This is a genomic window from Paraclostridium tenue (genome assembly GCF_039521565.1).
In the GTDB taxonomy this organism is placed as follows: Bacteria; Bacillota; Clostridia; order Peptostreptococcales; family Peptostreptococcaceae; genus Paraclostridium; species Paraclostridium tenue.
In genome coordinates this window covers 321,175-342,076 of sequence record NZ_BAAACP010000002.1, presented here as the reverse complement: position 1 = coordinate 342,076, position 20,902 = coordinate 321,175, and the positions used below count along the sequence as shown (strand labels likewise).

Genomic DNA, 20,902 nt, shown 5'->3' with positions numbered 1-20,902 from the left:
TTATAGTACCAATCATTTGTATTTATATCAGAGAATTTTATATCTTCTTTGTTATTAAATCCAAAGTATTTGTTTACTAACTTTACAAATTCTGCTCTTGTTATTGAGTTATCTGGCCTAAATGTCCCGTCCTCATATCCATTTACATATCCACTAGATATAAATTGATTTATTTCCTTTTTAGCCCAATGTGTAGAAATGTCACTTAGCTTTAGCTTAGGATTAGCTTGAACATAGATAGGTGTTATTAAAATAGAACTTAATAACATTGAACTTATTAATTTTTTATGCATAATAGCCTCCGTTGTTGTAATTTTCTGTAATATTATACCATTAAACTTTTTCTTTGTAAAAAGCTTTAATGTTCGCATACGTTGCATAAAAATTTTTATTATTATTATAATTTATACCATATATTTTTAGAAAATTTAAAATATTGGACTAAAATAGAGTTATTTAGGACTAAGATTTTATGTTTTTGGTTAGTTAAGTATAAGTGAGGTTTAAATAAACCATAAAAGAAAATATTTAAAATAGAAATTAAAATTTATATATTTTTATAATTAAACTTATTGACAAATTTCGATAATGATTATAGAATAGTGTTCAAAAGATATTGATAATTATTATCAATTATATAATAATTACCAATTTCAAAAAATATTATCATATAAATCGGAGGAGATTATGAAACTAAAAAAATTAGGTTCTGTTGTTATTGCTTGTGCTTTGTTAATAACAGGATGTTCAAGCCCAGCGGGCAAAGATCAAGATAAGTCTAATACAGGACAGAGTAGTTCTGCCAGTTATCCAATGACAATAAAACATGCATTTGGAGAAACTGTAATAGAAAAACAACCTAAAAGGGTTGCAACAATTGCTTGGGGTAATCAAGATACACCTTTAGCATTAGGAGTTGAACCAGTTGGTGTATCTAAGGCTAACTATGGAAAAACAGATAAAAATGGGCTATTACCTTGGACAGCTGAAAAATATAAGGAATTAGGTGTAGAAAAGCCAGCTACTTTTGATGATATAGATGGTTTAGATTATGAAGCTATAAGTAACTCTAATCCAGATGTTATATTAGCTGCATACTCAGGAATAACAAAAGAAGAATATGATTTATTAAGTAAAATCGCTCCTGTTGTAGCATATCCTAAACTTCCATGGCAAACATATTGGCGTGACCAAATAACTATAAACTCTACTGCTATAGGTAAAAAGGATGAGGGAGAGAAATTAGTTTCAAACTTAGAAAAATTAATAAAAGAAAAAACTAATAATTATTCTAACCTTAAAGGTAAAAAGGTAGCATTTTGTTACTTTAACCCAGCTGATTTAGGTAAGTTTTACATATATCTTCCAACAGATCCTCGTGCTGCATACTTAACTGATTTAGGACTTGAAGTACCTGAGAGTATAACTAAACTAGCTGAAACTTCAGATAGCTTTGCTGTTGAAATTAGTTCAGAAAATATTGATAAATTAAAAGATGTAGATGTTATAGTAGCTTATGGAAATGATAAGTTATTAAAACAATTACAATCAGATGCTTTATTAGGAACAGTTCCAGCAGTAAAAAGAGGTTCAGTTGCACTTATAGAAGATGGTTCAGCTCTAGCTGCATCTGGTACTCCTAGTGCATTATCTATTCCAGCGACAATAGATGAGTACTTAAAAATACTTAACGAGGCAGCAGATAAGGTACAATAATGAGACTTTCAAAAACAATACTAATATACATAGCTAGTTTTATTTGTCTAGGTATATGTATAATAGCATCATTAGCATTTGGTTCAAAAAATATTGAATTTAATCAAGTAATAAATGCTTTATTAAATAGTGATAATATGTCTTTTGCTGCAGTTGTAGTTCGTGAGCGCATTCCAAGAACTATTTTTAGTATTATGGCAGGGGCTTCTCTTGGAATATCAGGAGCCCTTATGCAATCTATTACTAGAAATCCAATAGCAGACCCTAGTATTTTAGGAGTAAATACTGGAGCATCTTTATTTGTTGTAAGTGGGATTGCATTTTTTAACATAAGTACAGCTAATGAATATATTTGGTTTGCACTTATTGGAGCAGGTATAACAGCAATATTTGTTTATGGTATAGCATCTATTGGAGCGGGAGGTATGACACCTATAAAACTTGCCTTAGCAGGAGCAGCCACTAGTGCAGCTTTATCATCTTTGGTAAGTGCGGTTATTTTACCACGTGCAGATGTTATGGATGCATATAGATTTTGGCAAGTTGGAAGTGTAAGTGGTGCAACCTGGGAAGGTATTAATTCAATATTACCATTTTTAATAATTGGCTTAGTTATAAGCATAATAGCAACACCAGCACTAAATGCCCTAGCATTAGGAGATGAGGTTGCAACTGGACTAGGAGTAAATACAGGGATTATTAGATTTATATGTGCATTAGCAGGGGTTATACTATGTGGTGCAACTACTGCAATAGCAGGACCTATTGGATTTGTAGGGTTAATGATACCTCATAGTATACGTCTTATTTTTGGGTCAAATATGAGAAGTTTAGTTCCTATGTCTGCTATTGGAGGAGCAATGCTTTTAACAATTTCAGATGTTATAGGAAGAGTAATTGGAAGCCCAAGTGAACTTGAGGTAGGAATTATAACTGCATTTTTAGGAGCACCAATTCTTATTATTATTGCTAGGAAAGCGAAGGTGAGAGCAATATGATAAAACAAGGATATGCTAAAAGAAAAATGCGTATGATTAGTGTAACTTTTATACTTCTTGCTTTAACAGTAGGTCTTTGCACTATTATGCTTTTATATGGCAAGACTAATTATCCATTAAGTGTAGTTTTAAAAGTTTTAGGTGGAGAACAAATTCAAGGTGCTTCATTTACAATAGGAACTCTACGTCTACCAAGAATGATTTGTGGACTTTTAGTAGGTTTAGCTTTTGGAATAGCAGGAAATACATTTCAAACTATGCTTAGAAATCCATTAGCTAGTCCTGATATTATAGGTATAACTTCAGGTTGTAGTATTGCAGCAGTATTTTGTATATTAGTTCTTCGTATGAGCGGAAGTAGTGTTTCTATAGCTGCAGTAATTTCTGGGATTATAGTATCAACACTTATATATCTATTATCTAAAGGCTCAGGATTTTCAGGTGGTAGATTAATACTTATAGGAATTGGGATACAGGCAATGATAAATGCACTTATATCATTTTTATTACTTAAATCATCGCAATATGATGTACCAGGTGCACTTAGATGGTTAAGTGGTAGTTTAAATGGAATGAGTATGAAAGATGTACCAGGATTATTTATTGTTGTTGTATCATTTGGAGGAATTATTTTACTTTTAACAAAGCATCTTCAAATATTAGAACTAGGAGATGAGTTTGCTACTACACTTGGTGTTAAAATAAATTTAGTTAGAATTATATTAATTTTAAGTTCGGTATTTTTAATTGCCTTTGCAACTGCTGTTACAGGACCAATAGCATTTGTTGCATTTTTAGCAGGACCAATAGCATCAAAACTTGTTGGGCCAGGAGCACCAAATGTTTTAGCATCAGGGCTAGTTGGAGCATTATTGGTACTTGGAGCAGATATGATTGGTCAGTTTGTATTTAGTACAAGATTTCCAGTAGGTGTAATTACGGGAATTTTAGGAGCTCCATATATGCTATTTTTACTAATATGCATAAATAGGAGGGGACAAGCATAATGAATAAAAAACAACATATATTTGAAGCAAAAAATATAGTAACAGGCTATGATAAAAAAATTATAATTGATGGAATTGATATAACTATTCCAAGCAATAAAATAAGTGTTATTATCGGAGCAAATGCATGTGGTAAATCAACTTTATTAAAAACACTTGCTAGACTTATTAAACCTAAATCAGGAGACGTTATAATTGATGGCAAAAAAATTACTTCAATGCCTTCTAAAGAACTAGCTAAAGTTTTAGGCCTACTACCTCAATCACCAGTAGTTCCAGAGGGAATAACTGTTAGTGACTTAGTTTCAAGAGGTAGATTCCCATATCAAACACTTTTAAAAGGTATGGATCAAACTGACTTTGATGCTGTAGAAGAAGCACTTGAAATAATGGGTATAACAGAGCTTGCTAATCGTAGTGTAGATGAACTATCAGGAGGACAACGTCAGAGAGTTTGGATTGCTATGGCACTTGCACAACAAACAGATATACTTCTTTTAGATGAACCAACTACTTATCTTGATATTACTTATCAAGTTGAGATTCTTGATTTATTAACAGATTTAAATCGTAAAAGAGGAACTACTATTGTAATGGTACTTCATGATATAAATTTATCTGCTAGATATGCAGATTATATATTTGCTCTTCGTAAGGGGAAGTTAATTGATCAAGGAACACCATCTGAAGTTATAACATCAGAATTAATTGATAAAGTATTTGGACTAGATTGTACGGTTATAAAAGATCCGGTATCTTCTTCACCTTTTATAGTACCAAGGGGAAGGCATCATGTTAATAATTAAAAGTTATTAATTAAATAAAAAATACCCTACCTCGTGTTTTACGAGGTAGGGGTTATATAAATAAGCCATGAATATTTTAAAATCTTCATGGTTTTTATTGATTTTATTTTAATTTTTTCTAGTAAATCCTTCTCCAAGTACCTCATAAGCATTGTTTATTATAACAAAGGCTAGAGGGTCTATTTCGTTTACAAGTTTTCTTAAAAGAACTTCCTCACGTCTAGAAACTACTACTAATAAAACATCTTTTCTTTGTTTTGAATATCCTCCACGACCTTCCAAGAAAGTAACTCCTCTTTCTAAGTTTTTCATAATTGAATCAGAAATTTCATCAGGATTATTAGTTACAATTATAAAAGATTTAGAGAAATCAAAACCTTCAACAATAGTATCACAAATTTTTACTGAAACGTATAAAGAAATTATAGCATATAAAGCTATTTGAATATTTTTAGAAACAACACCTGCTAAAGTAATTACTGCGCCATCTATTATAAACATAAATACAGAAATAGATATAAAAGGGAATATCCTATTTAAGATAAGACAAGCAAGTTCTGTTCCACCAGTAGAGGCATCCACCCTAAATAACATTCCAAGACTTATACCGACAACTATACCACCTGCAATTGAAGATAGTAGTATATCGGTAGTTTGAAAAGCTGAAGTTAGTGGCTCTGTAACTTTTAAGAAAAATGTAAGTAATAAAATCCCTATTAAAGTTTTTATAGCATCTTTTTTACCAAGTATTTTAATACCAAATATAAATAAAGGTATATTAAAAACTAAGTTTATAAACCATAAAGGAGTGTTAAAAAGATTTTTAAGGACTATTGCAAGACCAGTAAGTCCACCTGATGCTATCATATATGGTTCTAAGAACATGTTAAGCCCAACAGACATTATAAAGCATCCTAGTGCTAAAATGATAAGTTCGAAAAAGTATTTGTATTTCTTGTTTTTTAAACTCAATTCCCATCACCATCCTTTTTACCCTTAAAACTCTTACACTAAATATTGTATCACTCTTGTAACATTTTAGTCAAAATTAATAGAATATCTACAAAAGATATACAAATTGAGTAAAATTAGTTATTTAATATAATGAAAATTAAAAAAATATTAAAAGCGTATCCTATGATACGAAATATTTAATTAAATTGTAGTATAGTATATGAGAAATTATGCCGTTATGAAAAAGATATGGCTATTTTTCTAATGAACTAGATAAAAGATTTGAGATTTATTTACAGGAGGAAGTTAATGAAAAATATTGCAATATACGTATGTGGGGAAATTTCTAGAAAGTGTACTGCTAATGGATGCTTAAGAACTTTTAATGGAATGGAAGATTCTTTTGAAAGATATAAGGAAGATGGATGCAAGTTGGTTGCTTTTAATACTTGTAATGGATGTGATAAAGATCCAGTAGGAAGCTTAGATGTAAAGATTGAAAAGCTTAAAAAAGCAGATGTTGAAGTGATGCATATATCAACTTGTATAAGAGGTAGATGTAGTCATTATGAAGAGTTTGCTAAAGAATTTTCTAAGCACTTTGAAGTTATTGGATATACTCATGGATCAAAAGAAGGAAAGAAAAATAATAATATAAATTACATAAAAAATATAGAGAAATAGTTACTAAGAGGGTATAGTGTTTTACTATACCCTCTTATATATTTTAATATTTACCATATCTAAAATTTTTAAGATTGATAATTTGAAAAATGTGGTAAACATATAAGTAGGTTAAAATTTAAGAAAAGTAAAATTAGGGGTGAAATTAAATGAAGAAAATAGGAATAATTTTAACTTTAATATTATTAGTGATAAGCTTAGTAGGTTGTGAAAATAGTCAATCTAAAAAGGCAATAGAACAAGGTAAAATGGAAATGGCTAATAAAGAATATGATAAAGCCTTAGCTTCATTTAAAATTGCATTAGACAAAGAAAGCAGTAATGAAGAAGCAAAAAGATTAACAACTTTAATAGACAATTATAAAAAAGCAAATGATGAATTTGAAAAAGGCAATATAGATGAGGCTAATAAAATTATGAATCAAATAGATGAGGAAACTATAGAAGATTCTATAAAAAATGATATAGATAATTTAAAAGCTAAAATAAATCAACATGATAAAATAGATAAAGAAATAGTACATATAAAAGAGTTAATAAAAGAGAAAAAATATGATGAAGCAAAAAAATCAATAAAAGAGATTGATATAGATAAATTAAATAAAAAAGATAAAAATGAAATAAATGAGTTAAATGATACTATTGAGTTAGGATAGGTATAAAAATGCTAAGGTTATTTTGATTGATGACTTGTTTAAGGTAAGTGTTAGTAAAAGTGATGTTAATATTGTCTTTGAGATAGTGAATTTTAGGTAGTTTAATAATTTACTTATTATTGTAAGTTATGAAAATTACAATAATATTTATAAATAAATCCGTTAGATTTTCAGACTTCTGAATATAAAAAATTATTAAGTTCTAATAGATAGTAATCCTACTAGATTTTGTTGTATTAATTATTAGGGGGCTATATTTGTTGGAGTTTATATAGAAAATATTACAATAATAACTGAATTAGGTGTATATAACACATTAAATAAAAAGTAAAGCATAATAACTAAGAGGTGAGATAAAAAATGAAAAAGGTAATTATATCAATGGGTTTAATAATGGCACTAGTTCTAACTGGATGTGCTAAAGATGAAAAAAAACAGAGTAAAAAAGTTGCAACTGCCGCATATTGTAACAATTGTGGTAAAGAGTCAAAAGAAGAAACAAAGCTTTGCTCAAACTGTGGAAAAGAAGCAACGTGGTTAGCTGAAAAACCTGAAATATCAAAGGATAAGAAGAAAGATATAGAGAAAAAAGATGCAACCAAGGATGTAGTTAAAAAAGATGAAAAAAAAGATGCAACCAAGGATGTAGTTAAAAAAGATGAAAATAAAGATACAATAAAGGATATAGCTAAAAAAGATGAAAATAAAGATACAACAAAGGATATAGCTAAAAAAGATGAAAATAAAGATACAACAAAGGATATAGCTAAAAAAGATAAAAATAAAGATACAACAAAGAATGTAGAAACAGTAAAACATAGCTATAAGGATGAATATATAAATAAGCTTAACTCAACAGAAAAAGGAATGAGCGACTTAGATTATCTATATAAAAGTGGTACAAATGGAGAGTTGGTAGAAGCAGAATATACAAGATTAAAGAGATGGGATAATATGTTAAATGAGATTTATAGTTTATTGAAGACTCAACTTCCAGAAAGTGAAATGAATGAGCTAAAAAGTAAACAACGTAGTTGGATAGAATATAGAGATAAAACAGCAGAAAATGAAGCAAGTGAAAATAGAGGAGGTTCATTGTATTATGTAGTTTATAATGGTTCATTAGCCAGACTTACGAAAGAAAGATGTTATGAATTGGTTAATACATATATGAAGTAAAAATAACGCTTCGTAAAGTTAGATATAGCTTTTAATTAAAAAAATACCCCCTTAAAATTGACAAATATATCAATTCTAAGGGGTTTACTTATTTAAAGTGATTTAATTAAATCTTCTAACTTTGTAGATAAAGTTTTTGCACGTTCAAAATCAGTATCCTTTAAAGCAGAAGCTATTTCCATTTCAACTGATTTTTTATTTTCTTCAATCTGTAAATAATCTTTGTCAAAATGATTAGCATAAATCATCTTTCTAAACTTACGCATACTCATTTTTCTAACTGTCTTATCTTCAATAAGTAAAACATAATCCGCACAGTTAACTATAAAATGATAATCATGAGAAATCATTAAAATAGCACCTTTGTAATCTGCTATGGCTTTTTCTAGAGCCATTTGAGAATAAATATCTAAGTGGCTTGTAGGCTCATCCATTAGTAACATATTTGCTTTACTAGCAGAAACCTTCGCCAATTGAAGTATATTTTTTTCTCCACCAGATAAAGATTCAATCTTTTGTGTAAGTATATCTGAATCAAAACCATATCTTGAAACATATTTTCTAATTTCACCATAAGTTTCAAATCCAACATCATAAAACTCTTGAAGTATTGTATTAGACTCATTTACTACCTCACTTTGCATTTGAGATAAGTAAGCTAGCTTAATGTTTTCATTTATTTTAATAGATTCATTATTATTTTTAAATATTTCTTTTAATAAAGTAGTTTTTCCTACACCGTTTGTACCAACAATAGCTACTTTATCAGTAGATTTTATTTCGAAGTTAACATTTTCTAAAAGAACTTCATCAAATGATATACCAAAGTCACAAGCCTTTAGAGCAATAGTTTCTTCAATTTCATTATTTGTCTCTAAATTGATATATGGTTGTTTAATATCTACAAATGGTGCTTTAATTCTTCTGGCTTCCAATCTTTCTTGGATTTTAACTCTAGCTTTTAGAGCTCTACCTCTAGAAGCTTCAGCATTATAAGTTGCTTTTTCTCTTAATATTTCGATTAAAGCTTCATTTCTTGCAATTTCTTCTTCATCAGCAATAGCCATTTCTTGTAGTTCGATTTTAGTTTGAAGAAGAGAGAAGTTGTAATCAATATATCTGCCATCAAATTCTTGTAGTTCTGTATTTTCAAGATGGATAATTTTATTAAAACAATGATTTAATAAATATCTGTTGTGTGTAATAACTAAAATTGTTTTTTTATGAGAATTAATTAAATCTTTAAGAGCGTTAAGGTTCTCAAAATCTAAGAACACATCTGGCTCATCCATAATCATTAAATCTGGGTTATTAAGCATTTCTTTAATAACTTGAATAAGTTTAAATTCTCCACCACTAAGTTCAGATATCATTTTATCTTTATGCTTAGTTAAATTTGCAAGATTTAGTTTTTTATTAATATTGCTTTCATAATCATCACCATCAATTGCATCAAATGCATCTAAAGCTTCTTGGTACTTTTCTAGTAAAGTATCAATATCACAAGAGTTTTCCATTTGACTACAAATAGATGCTATTTCATCTTGTAGCTTGATAAACTCCTCTGCTACATATTCAAAAACTGTAGTTTCTTTTAGTTTGTCTAGTTGTGAGAACTGACTTACATACCCAATTTTTAAATTTGGATTCATTTCTAACTTACCATCAAATACATATTTTTCTGGATCCATTATTATATCTATAAGTGTGCTTTTTCCGCTACCACTTGCTCCTATAAAAGCACAATGTTGACCTTCTTCTAATGTAAATGAAACCTTATTATATAGGTCTTTTTGTGGAAGCGAGTAGGACAAGTTGTCAATTTTTATCATATAATTACCTCTCTTTATCATTTAAAAAAATTCGTTTTGCTTAAGCTACGTGTTGGTAAATTACTTTACGTTTCCAAAGGCTTAAAAGTCTGCTTTTTAATAAGATATAAAAAGAGCCTATAAAAATAAGCTCTTTAATATACAATCTATAGTAACATTTATATATTGAAGTTATTTATATTTTTATTTATTTTTCAACATGCTCATGAGATAGAATTGCTTTAATTATATCATTATATGCCCAGTTATTTTTATCTAAATCTGCAAATAGTATTTTAGAATTATTTGTTTCTTTAAAATCACAAGGCTTTCTATATATACGGTTAAGTGTAACTACTGTTTCACCTCTTGTTATTACTTTATCTGGTTTGAAACTGCCATCTTCGTATCCTACCATATATCCAAGTTCTGCAGCCTTTTCTATATATTTACTTGCCCAGTGATTATCACTTATATCTGGGAATACTTTTTTTAAGTTTTGTTTAATATTACTATTTGATCTTACAAGAATTGTTGCTACTTCAGCCCTTGTTATAGGATTTTCTGGTCTAAAAGTCCCATCTTCATATCCATTTAATAAGCCTTTAGATGCTAAATAGTTAACTTCATTTTTTGCCCAATAATCATTACTTATATCATTAAATTTATTTTCTGTAATTGGTATCTGTTTTCCATCTAATATGATACGAGTAAGCATTGTAGCCATCTCTCCACGAGTTATTTTATTTTCCTGCCTGAATGTATTATCTGGATATCCATTTATATATTTATTATGCTTTATAATTTTTAACTTTTTTACTACTACATTTATAGTTTTAGTAACTTTGGCTCCTTGCTTATCAGTTACTTCATACTTAACTATGTAAGTTCCTGGCTCACTTGCATTTACTGTGTTTTCTACAACTTTAACATCTTTAGAAATATTTCCATCTTCTTTGTCTGTTGCAGTTACATCGTCTAATGGATTGAACTTGTCACCAACAGTTAGTATTTTATCCGTTACATTTATTTTTGGTACGAAGTTCAACGATTCTAAATTTTTTGACCATACTGCATACAATTGAACTGGTTTACTAGAATCAGCTGTTAGTTTAGATACATTTTCTTGGTCTTTGTATTTGACTTCTCCATCTGGTGTTATAGCCCAACCTACAAAACAATATCCTGGTCTTTTAAACAGGTTTTTATCTAATTTTTCTGGTTTGTTAAATTCGAATTGTTGAGGTTTCATTTCACCCTCTGAATATGCCGAATTTTTATCAAAAATTACTGTATATGTTTTAATTGAAGGAACATCACTATAAATTGATTTATTAAAATCATCCGTTTCTTTCAAATAAGCTTTAAATATTTCTTTCTTCAATAACTCAACTTGCATATTTTGAGCACGAATATTATTCCACCCAGTTGGTAATTCATGGACATTCTTCAAGTCACTTTCTACAGCATCTGTCATAAGTTCATTAAGTTTATCAAAATCACTAATTGTAACTTTTTTATTTTTCCAAACAATTGAAATAGGCTTTAACTGTTCTTTTTTATCAATACGCTTTTTAAACATGGCTTTTTTAAAGTCAGTCATTGTAGCATATTTACCTTCAAATATTTTCCCTAAAATATATTCATCTGACAACACTTTACCATCTTTATCTGCTTGGGCTTTATATTGATTAGATAAATAAGGTACCAAACCATCATAGTATCCATATTCGGCAATTAGCTCGTATGCTTGCCTTCTCATCATAACATCGCCTGAAACACCATTGTTATTTTGTACACCAGCATAGTTAGAACTAAAAAGTGGTATAACATAATATCCATTGCTTGGGACATTTCCAGTAGTTTTAAGACCCTCAACCTCATATCGAGAAGTAATAATGTTTTTATCAACAAGATCATAAATGGTATTTAACTCATTTGCTTCATCAATTGATATTTTTCTTATACTATCTATTTTGTGAGTTGCTTTTGGGTTTCCTTGATTAAATCTTTTTCTTGGATCGTTAACCTGTTCTAATTTATGAAACCACTTTTGTTTATCGCTTTTGTCCTTTTTTAATATTACATTAGCTTCCGCGTAATCTAATGTATATAAAACATCAAAAAGTCCCCTCGTATATTCTTGAAGGTCTTTATCTGTTTTAAAACGTTCCGGGGAGCTATTATGAAACCTTTCTTTTCCATTATGGTCATATATTAAATTTAGATTTAAAACAGGTTCATTTAACTCATATGTTTCAAATAAACCTCTAGGATAAAATTCTGCTTCTAATCCATCTCTTTGTTTATTATTGTTTAGCCAGACCGTTCCAACTAATAGATGAGTTAACTCATGTGTATAAGTACAAAGACCTCTTTCATCTAATGCCTTTGCCAAGAAAAGACGAATTTGAGATCCTTCCGCCTGACCATCTGCCATAAAATAATTTGCATACAAATTTAGTGGTGTAATAAATTCTTTTACACCCAGAGCAGCCTCATCTCCAAACTTTGGTGACCATTCTTTAGAAGGGTTTGTTGTTTGGCTATTATAAAGACGCAGACTGTCAATAACTAAACGATTGGTTGATAATAAAGAATGGACTTTTGGTTTCCCTAATCGATACCAAAATTCAATAAAATCATGTTGCTGTTTCGCAGCTTTTTCCAATTGTTGTTTGAATTGATTAATTTTTTCTTGATATAGAGTATTATTGCTCTCTTTTAAACTTCTATCAACATAACTATCTACAAGACCATATGTAATTGTTGCAGAATTTGTAATAACATAAATACTATTTTCGGACACTGTAAGTAATGGTAAAATATGTGCCTGTAAACTAATTTCGGAACTCAACTTATAGTATAAATTAGTTGTAGCATTGGGATTTGACTGTGAAGGTTGTTCCACAATAATTGCTTTACTTGCTTTTTTAAACCATTCTTCCATTTTAATATTTGGTGCAAATCTATTTTTATTATCTTCCAGAAAAGATAATAATGAATCTTTATCTGTAACTACACCTTTAAATAAATTTGCAAAAGCTTTTAAGTTATTAGAAATCTTAAGCATCTCTCCGCCAGATCCACCAATCCTAATAAGCCAATCTAAAGGATCAATCTGTTTTCCATAATAATTAGGAGTATAAGTCAAAATTTCTTTTATGTTTTTGTTTCCAATATTAAAGTCATACAATCGATCAATATAGGCAATTCCTAAAAGTAATTTTTCCTTATTTTTAGTTATTTTACTTATAAAATACTGATTAGGATCACCTGTATACCCTTGTTCAATCGTAGAGTTTTCAATAAGTTTTTGGATAATATATTCAATATCCTTTTGTGTATCAAAAAAAGATTGACCATAAGACATAACATGTACATTGTCTTCTTTGAGTTCTTTCTCTACTTGTGTATCTGTCACATTAGTTATCGAAATATTATCTCTCTTTGATATTTCCTGTTTTTTATTAAGTTTATCCACACCAGAAAATCTATTTGGTGCTAATAAATTAGCAATTACATCATTTTTTTCATATTTAACTGATTGTAAAGCTTCTTTAACCTGTTTACTTACTTCTTTCCCATTGGCATTATTATTTCTGTAAATATGATCCAATGTATTCTTGTTCTTAATTTCTTGGTGTGAATTTTCTTCGATTACTGTGTCTTGGGTTTCTTCTGCATATACGGTATCAGGCAAAGATGATATTGTACCAGTCATTCCAATAATCATTGATGAAACAATCACACTTAATTTTTTACTTTTCATCATTAATACTCTCCTTTTAAATTAAAATATATCATTTTTTTAAGAAAATTGCATGATTTTTTTATTTTTATAACTGTTTTTGACATTTAATGTTTTTATATACTTCATAAATGTATTATAGTTTGTACTAAGTTGTAGTTAGTATTTGATTTACTTAATGTAAACTTTACATAAATATTATCGGTATTATTTTTCTATTTTTTATCATAATTAGAACTCATATTAATAGAAGGATCATTATTAAAATAATCCTAAATTATTTTTAGGATTACTAGTATTAAGAGAGAAGTAAGCTTTTGGAGTATTAGATCAAAATAACAAGACAATTGAAACTTTAGGATTTAATATAAATTGAAAGTTAACTAAACATGTTAAAGCAATTAATACTCATTTATACATTTTAAAATTTGATACAGGAAATAATATTTTTTATAGTGGAGATAATTTAAAAATCAAATTTAGATATAAAATCTCAATAATAAAAACATTATAAATTGTATCAATTTAAAATTTATAATATAATTTAGAAGACAGTTATTTTTAAATCAAGAAAGAGGGAATGGGGTTTATGGCTATTTGTTGCAGAGATTTATTTCAACTTGAAAATTTTTCAAAAGCAAAACTACTGGCGGGGAAAAAGGGATTAAATCGTGAAATTTCTTGGCCTTATGTAAGAACGACAGAATCTATTTCACAGTGGCTTTATGGTGAAGAACTGATATTTGTTATTTACACAGATATAAGACAAGATGATGATAGTTTTTTATCATTAATAGAAGAATGTATTCATAAAAAGCTTTCTGGAATTGTAATTTTAATTGATGACAAAGATATAGACAGTATACCTAAGAATGTAATAGACAAGGCAAATGAAGAGGATTTTCCTGTAATTGTAATGCCTTGGAATATTAAATTAATAGATATTACACAAGAAATATTATTTAAATTAGAACAAAAGCAAGAAGAAAAAAAGAATGCAAAGCGTTTTTTAGAATCAATTATTTTTTCTCAAGATTATCTACAAGAAGATATACATGCTCTATCAGAATTTTATAATATAAAATTAAGGCCTTTTCACTATGTATGTATATTTAAAATGCAAAAGCCATCCAATGTTTCCTACGATTTAGAACAAATTAACAAACATATAATTCATTCATTAGAAGAAGCAATAAATACAGAAAATCAAACTTTAATTCCTATGGAATATGCAAACAACTTAATGTTTTTAATATTTACCAATGATTATAATGAAGGGGAAAAATCAATAGAAGCAGTAGAAGCTGTTTTTAACCTTGTAAGTTCTAAATATCCAGAAGTTGAAAATAGCTTAAGTTTTAGTCGTATAAGACAGTCGAATTCTGATATAAAAATAAGTTATAAAGAAGCTTTTAAAGCTTTATCTATGATTGATATATACCATAAGGACTTAAAAATTATTAAGTATAAAGAATTAGGGATTATTAGGTGGTTAGTAGAACTTTCTGATATTAAAGAAATTCAAAGGTATTGTTATGAAAACTTGGGTCCTATTTTAGAATATGATAAAAATCATGGAATGGATTTAATGGGAACTTTAAAATGTTATTTCCAAAATAATAGACATTTAGTAAAGACTTCTCAAGAGCTTTTTATACATAGAAATACATTGATTTATAGATTATCAACAATCAAGGAACTTTTAAACATAGATTTAGATGATGCAATGATAGATTTAGAACTTTTTAATAGTATATTAATTTATGAATTTATTAATCTTAAAAATAAAAAACCCCTATGATAATACATAGGGGTTTTTTATTTTTAAACTTCTAATTCTATATTAGGTTCTGGTGGTTCATCTTTTGTATTTTCTTTTGCAAAAGATAATATTAAGACTCCTGCAAAAATTAATATACAGGCAATAATTTTTAGAGGTGTTACTTTTTCACCTAATAATAACACTCCAAATATTACACTTGTTATAGGTTCAAAAGTACTTATAACAGCTGCCTCACTTGCTCCGATATATTTTATACCAACTTGTAAAAGTGATAGAGCAACAACTGTACATAAAAATGCAAATACTGAAGATATAATCCATGATTTAGTTGTAAGAGAAGATAAAACAAGTTCATTAGTAGAAATTCCATAGAAAAACATACCTATACTTGAAGCAATTGCTACATAGAATGTTATTTTAAATGGAGATTCACCTTTTAGACCACTTTTATCCATAAATATGATATAGAATGCATAAAATGCTCCTGAAGCTACTGCTAAAATTAATCCAAGTAATGTAGATGAACTAAAAGAAGCAGAATTTAATGATTGAATAAAGAAGCATCCTATACCACACATAGCTATAACTAATGCTATAATCTTTTGTTTACTTAGCTTTTCATTAAAGAATAGTACACATCCAAGTGTTACAAATACAGGGTAAGTAAAGTGAATTGGAGTTACTATCCCTACATCTACATGAGCAAAAGCTATATTTAGCATTAATGTTGTTATTGCATTTCCTACAAATCCTAATATGATTAAGTTTTTAAGTTGACTTTTTGTTACTTTTAAATCAATTTTTAAAAATAAAACTATTAGTAATAAAAATGGTAAACTTAAAAAGTTTCTTAAAAAAGTTAATGTTACAGGATTACTTCCTCCAGCACCATAGGTCATAGGGCCTAATGTAAAGGCAAAACCAAAGGTAATAGAGGATAGCATTGTTAGTACTATTCCTTTTAATTTCATAAATGTACCTATCTCTTTCTAAATGATTTACTTAAATGCCTCTTCAACTATTTTTACGATATTTGGAACAACGTCATCTACAATTATTTTACCTCTTTGAGCTGAAGATGATTTAGCTGATGCAAGTATTCCAGTTTCAGGAACGATATCTTTTTCTATAGGATATCTAAAGTAAGTTGCTGGAGTAGCATTTTCTGTATCTAATATTTTGTCCTCTCTAACAAGTTCTGGTGCAAAATACATCATTAATGATGTTTCTGTAACAGCAGCATGTTCTAGAGCCCATCCTGGGAATGGTACTTCATCAAATACTTTATCTATTATATCAGGTGACATTGGATCCCACCAGTTAGTAAGAAGAAGTTTTACTTTATCTCCATATTTTGCAGAACATAAGTCCATTGCTTCTACAATAAATGCTTCATTTTCAAAGTGAGCACTTAATATAAATATTTTTGTAAATCCATCACGAACAAATTCATCAATTATATCCATTACTAAAGCTTGTAATGTAGCTCCATTTAAATCAATAGTTCCTGGGAATAATGGACCTCCACCACTTAATGGTTTTGATTTATATCCATATGAAAGAGTTGGAGCAACTACACCATTAATTTTTTCAGCTATACGATAAGCAAATTCCTCTGCTAATACAGCATCTACACAAGTAGGTAGATGAGGACCATGTTGCTCTGTAGCACCTATTGGTAATATAATTACATCATCTTTTTTCTTAGCAAATTCTTGCCATGTCATGTTTCTCATTTTAAATTTTTCGTACATAATAACGTCCCCCTTTTTAGTTGAAAAGTTTTTATTAAGGCTTTTATACAATGAACTTTTTTATTTTCAAGAAGCTTCATTGCACTATTAGTATATACTCAGGAAATATTATAATACAATGTGCAAAAAATACAAATAAATATATAAAAATATGGTCTTTATGTGCACAGTCATATTAAAAGATTATTGGATGATTAGTACAATGACTAGTGTATATTTTCATGTTAGACTTTGGATGTAACTAAGAAAATATTAAAAATAATAGAAGGGAGATTATTAAAATGAAAGCAAAATTATTTAAAAATGCTAGATTAAAGGGGAATGAAACATTAGTTGATTTACTTGTTGAAAATGGAAAATACAAAGAAATAGGTCCAAATCTTTCACAAAAATATAAAGATGTAGAGACTTATGATTTAGAAGGAAATCTAGTTGTTCCACCTTATGTAGACCCACATATTCACCTAGATTATGTATATACAGCTCGTATGGATGGTGCAACTAATGGAACAGGAACTTTATTTGAAGGAATTCAAAGATGGTCTGAGACAAAATCAAAGATGACAAAAGATGAAATAAAAGACAGAGCAAAAATTGCACTTAAAAAAGAAATCTTATATGGAACTCAATATCTTAGAACACATGTAGATGTAACAGATCCAAAGCTTACTTGTTTAAAAGCAATTATGGAATTAAAAGAAGAAGTAAAAGATTTAGTTGATATACAAATTATAGCATTTCCTCAAGAAGGAATGTATTCATATAAAGATGGGGATAAATTAGTAGAAGAAGCATTGAAAATGGGTGCTGATGTAGTAGGAGCTATACCTCACTTTGAATTTACAAGAGAAATGGGAGAAAAATCTGTCAAAAAAACTGTAGAACTTGCTATGAAATATAACAAGTTAATTGATATTCACTGTGACGAAACAGATGATGAACAATCAAGATTTCTTGAATTATTAGCTGCTGAGGCCTATATGAATGGAATAGGAGAGCTTACAACAGCAAGTCATGCTTGTGCTATGGGTTCATATAACAATGCATATACTTTTAAACTATTTAAACTTCTAGCATTATCAAAACTTAACTTTATATCATGCCCAACTGAAAATATTCATTTACAAGGAAGATATGACACATATCCAAAGAGAAGAGGACTTACAAGAGTTAAAGAATTAAATGATGCTGGTATTAATGTTTGTTTTGCACAAGATTCTATTTCAGATCCTTGGTATCCACTTGGAAATGGAAATTTAATGAACATTCTTGATGCAGGAATTCATATTTGCCAGATGATGTCATTTGAAGAAATTAAAAATGCCCTAGACTTAATTACAGTAAATGGAGCTAAAACTCTTCATATACAAGATAAATACGGCATAGCAGAAGGTAAGGATGCCAACTTTATAGTATTAAATGCAAAAGATGAATTTGATGCAATATTAGAAAGAGTTGGAGTTAATTGTTCTGTTAGAAAAGGTGAATTCTTATTTAAAAGAGAGCCAGAAGTAATTGATACAAAAATTTCACTATTAAAATAATTATCATATAAAAAAGGATTAAGTGGGTACCCACTTAATCCTTTTTTATATATTTTAAAGCATGTCTTTTATTAATACAGCTATTTTTTAGCTTTAGATAAGGCATCTTCCACAGCTTCTATAATTCCCTTTGAAGAATAAGTTGAACCACTTACTGCATCAATCTCATATGTTTGTTTATCTATTATCTTCTTAGGTATATAATCAAAAGCTGGTTTATAAAATTTTTCTCCTACTTCATTATGACTAACTATTGAGATCTCATCTATTACGCTACCCTTTATAGATACTAGAACTTTAAGATCTGGTCCATATCCATAGCCAGTACCTTCATATACTCCATCTTTATAATCACTGCTTATATTGCGATCATTTATGTTTATTTTAGACTTTAAGTCTGATTTAATACCATTAATAACTTTATCAAACCCAACAAACCCTCCAACTTCAAATATATGTAATACTGTAATAACAATAAGTAAGCCTGTTAACTCTCGATGTCTTTGTATCCATGTCTTTCCAATGTTTTTTTTATTAACAAATGTATGACATAAAAGTAGCCCTATTATAAGACTAATTGTTCCATAATTAAAGCTCATAATTGAATATGATGAAAGAATGCCATGAATAAATGATGATATTAAAAATAAATATCCTAAGTTAATGTGATTTTTTCTTAAAGACCTATTTATTTTTATTAATAACTCCTTATCACAACCTTTTTGTATTTTCTTTTGTAGAATTTTGATTAGCCATATGATGCTTAGAAGTATTCCTAATATTACCGCTAACCAGGCAAATAAAATATTAAAAAATAAAGTCATAATACCTCCTGATGTTTTTTAGTTAATATTATGTTAATAAAAAAGACGGCATATAAACCGTCTTTTTTGAATATTTTCATGAGCTTTTTAAAAATTAACCTAAAGACTACCAAATGATAATTTAGAGTACAACTATATTATCCCTTCATACCTATTATCATACCTAATATATAAGGAACTAACCATATAGCCCAAACAACTATACTAAATTTATGAAATATTTGCTTTGCTTTTTCATCATTTTTTCTTAAAATAATTGTTGCCCATATAGCATGGAATGCCATAAGCAATAAAGCTATTAAACCAGTTATTCCATGTAAATTAAAACTAAATCCGCCACCAGATATTTTACTCATTATAGTAGTACCTGTAGTATCACATATAAATCCTATCCAAAATATTATCGCATGCGATTTTAGTAGTGTTCCTTTTTTCTTTTCTCCAAATACACCTATTGTGTAGAATGTAAGTGCTAAAGTCATAAAGATTATTGCACTAATTAATAATGTAGACATATAAACCCTCCTAGTATATTATTTGAATATTTTAAATTATGATTTTTGTTTTACCTTTATATTTATGTAATTATTATTTAATAAACTTCTTAAACTCTTTATAACCAATTAGAATAACCCAAACATAAGCTAATGTCTTAGGTATCATAAGCATACCGACAAAGAAGTTTTCAGAAGCCCAAAGAACAACAGGCGTATAAAATAAAAATGATAACAGCACAGCTATACCAAGATTTTTATAATCCCTATCTTTATTTTTAACACCATAGCTATATAAAAGATAAATAATAATAATCCCCATAATTGTAAATGGAATATTTCTATATATTCCCCAGCTAACTGGTGGATTACTTACAAACCATTGATTTTGAGGGAATAGACAAAGAACAATTCTTAACCCTGCTAATACATACATAACTATATCTAATGTTTTTGAAACCTTTACATCAAATCTAATTTTCCAAATTTTATAAAGTATAAGATAGAATACTGTCATAGTTATTGATGTTATTAGTTTACCAAATCCTAAGCTAGCAGCATGATTTTCTAGACCAGTAGTTAATAAAGCATATATTCTTAGTAAAAGATGAAAAGAATCTCCAACTCCTAAAATTATTGACATCAAACCAAATAATTTAAAGTATTGATTTTCTTTTGATTTAATTAACATCTTTATACCTAATATAATAACTGTAGTTAAATAAACCACATGAAAAATAGGTTCCATAATTGCTTGCATAATATCTTCTCCTTAATTAGTATTTACAAATCAAAGTATCTTTGTATAAGTAGTTTATTATATATATATTTATTTAGTATGAATTTAATCTTAAATCCATCTTAAATAAATTTATATAATTATAAATTAAAAAAATATGAAGTGATTCTATGATATAATCTAAAAAATAAAAGGAGTGGAA

18 protein-coding genes are annotated in these 20,902 nt (G+C 28.3%); 9 read left to right on the top strand and 9 right to left on the bottom strand.

Annotated features, from left to right (window positions below):
* On the bottom strand, nt 1-293 hold a 293-nt coding region (locus tag ABFX13_RS03365), incomplete at its 3' end, for an S-layer homology domain-containing protein (RefSeq protein WP_346042407.1).
* A gap of 394 nt (nt 294-687) precedes the next feature.
* Between ABFX13_RS03365 and ABFX13_RS03360 the strand changes: the two genes are divergently transcribed.
* The 4 genes from ABFX13_RS03360 to ABFX13_RS03345 are packed head-to-tail and all read left to right on the top strand — an operon-like array spanning nt 688 to nt 4,527.
* On the top strand, nt 688-1,716 hold the full coding sequence (locus ABFX13_RS03360; protein ID WP_346042403.1) for an iron-siderophore ABC transporter substrate-binding protein: 1,029 nt from the start codon (nt 688-690) through the stop codon (nt 1,714-1,716).
* On the top strand, nt 1,716-2,714 hold the full coding sequence (locus ABFX13_RS03355) for a FecCD family ABC transporter permease (RefSeq protein WP_346042400.1): 999 nt from the start codon (nt 1,716-1,718) through the stop codon (nt 2,712-2,714). The genes ABFX13_RS03360 and ABFX13_RS03355 overlap by 1 nt, the downstream gene beginning before the upstream one ends.
* On the top strand, nt 2,711-3,721 hold the full coding sequence (locus tag ABFX13_RS03350; RefSeq protein WP_346042396.1) for a FecCD family ABC transporter permease: 1,011 nt from the start codon (nt 2,711-2,713) through the stop codon (nt 3,719-3,721). Before ABFX13_RS03355 ends, ABFX13_RS03350 begins: the two co-directional genes overlap by 4 nt.
* Nucleotides 3,721-4,527, top strand: a complete 807-nt coding sequence (locus ABFX13_RS03345; RefSeq protein ID WP_270646787.1) for an ABC transporter ATP-binding protein — start codon at nt 3,721-3,723, stop codon at nt 4,525-4,527. The genes ABFX13_RS03350 and ABFX13_RS03345 overlap by 1 nt, the downstream gene beginning before the upstream one ends.
* A 108-nt stretch (nt 4,528-4,635) precedes the next feature.
* Here ABFX13_RS03345 and ABFX13_RS03340 read toward each other — a convergent pair whose 3' ends face one another.
* Nucleotides 4,636-5,499, bottom strand: a complete 864-nt coding sequence (locus ABFX13_RS03340; protein ID WP_346042391.1) for a YitT family protein — start codon at nt 5,497-5,499, stop codon at nt 4,636-4,638.
* 291 nt (nt 5,500-5,790) lie between these two features.
* Here ABFX13_RS03340 and ABFX13_RS03335 point away from each other — a divergent pair, with 291 nt between their 5' ends.
* The 3 genes from ABFX13_RS03335 (at nt 5,791) to ABFX13_RS03325 (ending at nt 8,000) form a co-directional block, all read left to right on the top strand.
* Nucleotides 5,791-6,165: a CGGC domain-containing protein gene (locus ABFX13_RS03335; RefSeq protein ID WP_346042387.1), complete on the top strand. Its 375-nt coding sequence runs from the start codon at nt 5,791-5,793 to the stop codon at nt 6,163-6,165.
* A gap of 149 nt (nt 6,166-6,314) precedes the next feature.
* Nucleotides 6,315-6,821 carry a hypothetical protein gene (locus ABFX13_RS03330; RefSeq protein ID WP_346042385.1) on the top strand — a complete coding sequence of 169 codons (507 nt, stop codon included), beginning with the start codon at nt 6,315-6,317 and terminating at the stop codon, nt 6,819-6,821.
* Nucleotides 6,822-7,181: 360 nt separating this feature from the next.
* Entirely contained in the window at nt 7,182-8,000 is an 819-nt protein-coding gene (locus ABFX13_RS03325; protein WP_346042383.1) for a lysozyme inhibitor LprI family protein, read from the top strand.
* A 92-nt stretch (nt 8,001-8,092) separates the two neighbouring features.
* On the opposite strand, the gene ABFX13_RS03320 is transcribed toward ABFX13_RS03325, so the two are convergent.
* Entirely contained in the window at nt 8,093-9,832 is a 1,740-nt protein-coding gene (locus ABFX13_RS03320; RefSeq protein WP_346042381.1) for an ABC-F family ATP-binding cassette domain-containing protein, read from the bottom strand.
* A 187-nt stretch (nt 9,833-10,019) separates the two neighbouring features.
* Entirely contained in the window at nt 10,020-13,535 is a 3,516-nt protein-coding gene (locus tag ABFX13_RS03315; RefSeq protein ID WP_346042425.1) for a ZmpA/ZmpB/ZmpC family metallo-endopeptidase, read from the bottom strand.
* Between the two features lie 607 nt (nt 13,536-14,142).
* Between ABFX13_RS03315 and ABFX13_RS03310 the strand changes: the two genes are divergently transcribed.
* Nucleotides 14,143-15,363: a PucR family transcriptional regulator gene (locus tag ABFX13_RS03310; RefSeq protein WP_346042378.1), complete on the top strand. Its 1,221-nt coding sequence runs from the start codon at nt 14,143-14,145 to the stop codon at nt 15,361-15,363.
* Nucleotides 15,364-15,386: 23 nt separating this feature from the next.
* On the opposite strand, the gene ABFX13_RS03305 is transcribed toward ABFX13_RS03310, so the two are convergent.
* A complete protein-coding gene (locus ABFX13_RS03305; protein WP_346042376.1) occupies nt 15,387-16,316 on the bottom strand; it encodes a DMT family transporter in 930 nt (309 codons plus the stop codon).
* A 27-nt stretch (nt 16,317-16,343) separates the two neighbouring features.
* A complete protein-coding gene (locus ABFX13_RS03300) occupies nt 16,344-17,099 on the bottom strand; it encodes a creatininase (protein WP_346042373.1) in 756 nt (251 codons plus the stop codon).
* Between the two features lie 281 nt (nt 17,100-17,380).
* Between ABFX13_RS03300 and codA the strand changes: the two genes are divergently transcribed.
* The gene (codA, locus tag ABFX13_RS03295) at nt 17,381-18,643 is read left to right on the top strand and encodes a cytosine deaminase (RefSeq protein WP_346042371.1); all 1,263 of its coding nucleotides are present in this window, start codon (nt 17,381-17,383) and stop codon (nt 18,641-18,643) included.
* Between the two features lie 80 nt (nt 18,644-18,723).
* Here codA and ABFX13_RS03290 read toward each other — a convergent pair whose 3' ends face one another.
* The 3 genes from ABFX13_RS03290 to ABFX13_RS03280 form a co-directional block, all read right to left on the bottom strand.
* Nucleotides 18,724-19,467: an FMN-binding protein gene (locus ABFX13_RS03290; RefSeq protein ID WP_346042368.1), complete on the bottom strand. Its 744-nt coding sequence runs from the start codon at nt 19,465-19,467 to the stop codon at nt 18,724-18,726.
* A 137-nt stretch (nt 19,468-19,604) separates the two neighbouring features.
* Nucleotides 19,605-19,982 carry an HsmA family protein gene (locus tag ABFX13_RS03285; RefSeq protein ID WP_346042364.1) on the bottom strand — a complete coding sequence of 126 codons (378 nt, stop codon included), beginning with the start codon at nt 19,980-19,982 and terminating at the stop codon, nt 19,605-19,607.
* A gap of 73 nt (nt 19,983-20,055) precedes the next feature.
* Nucleotides 20,056-20,721 carry a hypothetical protein gene (locus ABFX13_RS03280; RefSeq protein ID WP_346042361.1) on the bottom strand — a complete coding sequence of 222 codons (666 nt, stop codon included), beginning with the start codon at nt 20,719-20,721 and terminating at the stop codon, nt 20,056-20,058.
* Nucleotides 20,722-20,902: the final 181 nt, after the last annotated feature.